This window comes from Campylobacter sp. BCW_6466 (genome assembly GCF_001762835.1).
Classification (GTDB): domain Bacteria; phylum Campylobacterota; class Campylobacteria; order Campylobacterales; family Campylobacteraceae; genus Campylobacter_D; species Campylobacter_D jejuni.
In genome coordinates this window covers 1-3,280 of sequence record NZ_MJXO01000062.1, presented here as the reverse complement: position 1 = coordinate 3,280, position 3,280 = coordinate 1, and the positions used below count along the sequence as shown (strand labels likewise).

Here is a 3,280-nt window from a genome sequence, read left to right as displayed (position 1 = left end):
GTTTTCATTGTTTTTTCCTAAATTTCTTATAAAGCTTAAAAACTCTATAAGGCAATAAGAATAATCCACCTTTATGCCAATTCTTACTAGCCTTAATAAATTCTTCTCCTAATTGATAAGAAAAATGATTTTTTATTTTTAAAGCTTCATTATAATCATCATATGAACTTAAAGGAGGCAAAGCTAAATTTGGATTTTTCTTTATTTTAAATTTATAAGCCTTTTGTTCTTGTTTATGTGAAATAACAATACTTAATATTATAAAAGGTAAAGATAAAAAACCGAATACACTTTTAGAATTTAAAATCAAAGCTTGTCCTAGTTTATAAGAAAGTTGGTTTTGAATTCTTAAAAGAGCTCCTATGTTTTTATGAGTTGGAGTAAAATCAGCAGAACATCTTTTTTTATCTCTTAGTTCAAAATTAATATGAGCCCCCTTTCCTCTTCTATAAGCATATTCTAAAGGTTGAGAAAAAATATAATCAAAAAACATTAGTGTCTTTTCTTTGGCATATTGGATAGGATCAAAATTGTTTAAAAATACAGGTTCTTTTAACATTGAAAAATATAATTCATCATTGTTATCAATCAATTTAATATGATCAATCAATTCATTCCAAGTGCTAAAATTATGAGCATTTATGAAAGCTTTCGGATTTATTTTATAATCCAATAATTCTTCTGGAATTTTAGGTATCCTTTGATCTATTTCTGCACAAGGTGTCAATTTTTCTTTTATACCCAAACCACATCTTAAGCTAGTATCTCCCCAATAAATAGGAATACAACCAGCTGCAAATGCTTGAAAAATTTTTTCAGAAGTATAGCCTGGAGCGCTAGAATTTTCAAAACAAATATTAAATTTATAATTTTGAAGCCATTTTCTTTTTGTTATATTAAAATCTTCACCATATCTATCGCCTATTGGACCGCCTATGTTATTTCTATATCTACCGCCAGAGTCAATATGCTTATATAAAGATAGCTTATCTATAAAATGATCCCTAGGAGTCCATTCTGGTCTACCCGGGTCTGTAATTAAATAAGCACAAAATTTTTTTCTTTTTTCAAAATTATTATAATATAAATGTTTTTGACATGCCATCTCTATATCATCTTTAAGCCACAAAAACTGAAAAGGTAGTCTAATATGTCTATCCGCAAAAGATAAATAATCAAAATCTATGCCATAATCAGCTATATTCCAATTTGTTCTTCTATTTTCTTCTGTATAAAGAATTCTTATGCAATTATAATTTGTATGTTTATTAAATTCGAAAACACTATAAATAATATAATCGGGATCATTACTATACACTATGTTGTATTTTTCACATAGTAATTTAATCAAATAATGATTATAAAAATTTTCTTCATTATCCTCAAGATACCAATCAACCAGCCTTAATTTAATTATCCGCCTGTTAGCCATTTTTTATCCTGTAATTTAAGTTCAATCTTAAATTTTATCATTAAATAATATAATTTTAACTTAAATAATTTTATCAAAGCCATTTTTAAAGGAAAACCCCATGTATAACCCAAATTCAGCCATAGAAAGAGTGAAAAATCATCTTGCTTATAAGCTCGGTCAAACTATGATTGACTTTACAAACAATGGGGGGGGATACATAACGTTATTTAAAAAACTCTATAAAATTAAAAAACAACACAAAAAAGAACAAAAAATTTATCAACAAAGCATACAAGTTTTTCCTCAGCTCAAATATCCAAATTTAGAAACATGTAGTGATTATGAGCAAGCTTTAAGATATAAATTTCATTTATCTTATATGCTAGGTGAAGTTTTAATCAAAGCTGATAAAACTTGGTACAAAGGAAGTGGATTTAAACTAAAAAATGATATTAAAAAAGCTAAAAAAGAATTTCAAATTTTTAGAGAAATTTTTAAAGAATTCGATCAGATTAGCTCTAGCATCCTTGAAGGATTGATAGATAATAAACAATTATTCCTAAAAGAATTTCTAAGAATAAAAAATATATTAAAAATTCATCAAGATTATCAACCTATATTAGATAATATTTTTCATAATTTTAATTATTTTATACAAAATTTTGATCTTATAGAAGAATGGTTACTATCAGATGATTTTAATGAAAGATATAAAAAAGGAAATCATCCTTACCCTTCTTTACTTGATCCTAAGAAACTAAATGATGAAAACGAAAAAATTAATTATAAAAATATACCTGCTAAACTTGCATGGGACATGAATTTACCTTTACCTGATGGGTATAAGTTTGTGTATTTAGGATTTGGATTATCAGGACATTCAGCTTTGAATTTGTTTTTAAAAAAATCTTTAAATGTAGTTTCATACTTAAATTCCATAGAATATATCTATTCTTTTTTTAAGAGTGATGCTTGTTTTTTTATTTTTATTCATAGCATGAACGATATAGAAAAAGTCAAAAAATTTTTATATAGAATTTATAGTCAACCTGTATTATTTTTAACTAGAGATCCTATAGAAAGATTAAAGAATGGTATAAATCATGGCTGGTATGCTCACCCTCACCAAAACATCTTTGATACATATATTATTAAAGAATGCAAAATTGATGTTATTTTAGATCGAGTAAAGTATACAAATATTAAAGATTATAAGGTTTTATTTAACAATTTACAATTTTGGATAAATTCTGCTAGTTTTAACTATACAACAATAAGAAATTGTATAGATACACAGATATTTTATTTAGACATGAAAGATATTATGCCTAATAAAGCCTTTAACACAATAAAAAAATTATCCAAAATATTAAATTTTAATCCGCCTAAAGAGGAAAATAAAGATTTTTACGAAGAGATAAAAAGTTCTCATTTTCGATATATTTTACCTATTATATTAATCTACAATGATATTAAATTTTACGTAACTTTGAAAAACGAAAAAGAAAATAATTATATAGATGTAGAAAAATACTTTAATTTTCGTAATGAAATAAAAAAATATATTTGCTTCTCTGTTAGCCCATTAGATGAAGTTAAATTATTAAATTTTATAAATGATAAATACCTAAACGACTTTTTTAATAATTTTTTAAGTATTCTAAATAAAAAATTTATACATATAAAAAAATCCAAAATAACAACTAATGGAATTTTATGGTGCCTTAAAAAAAATAGTGAATTAAAAAAAATATTAAAGAAAATTCTAGATGAAGAACTAATTCACATCAAGCAACATCGTCCAGATATAGTAGCTTCTTGGAAGTATTATCAAGAATTTGAAAAAATGTGTAAGGAGTTAGATGG

Annotated in this window: 2 protein-coding genes; one reads left to right on the top strand and one right to left on the bottom strand. The window is 24.8% G+C overall.

The window, feature by feature from the left end; translation table 11 throughout:
• Positions 1–4: 4 nt before the first annotated feature.
• On the bottom strand, positions 5–1,432 hold the full coding sequence (locus AJ887_RS09910) for a glycosyltransferase family 10 domain-containing protein (protein WP_083262114.1): 1,428 nt from the start codon (positions 1,430–1,432) through the stop codon (positions 5–7).
• A 100-nt stretch (positions 1,433–1,532) separates the two neighbouring features.
• Here AJ887_RS09910 and AJ887_RS06325 point away from each other — a divergent pair.
• The coding region (locus AJ887_RS06325; protein ID WP_070284855.1) for a DUF2972 domain-containing protein at positions 1,533–3,280 on the top strand (1,748 nt) is incomplete at its 3' end.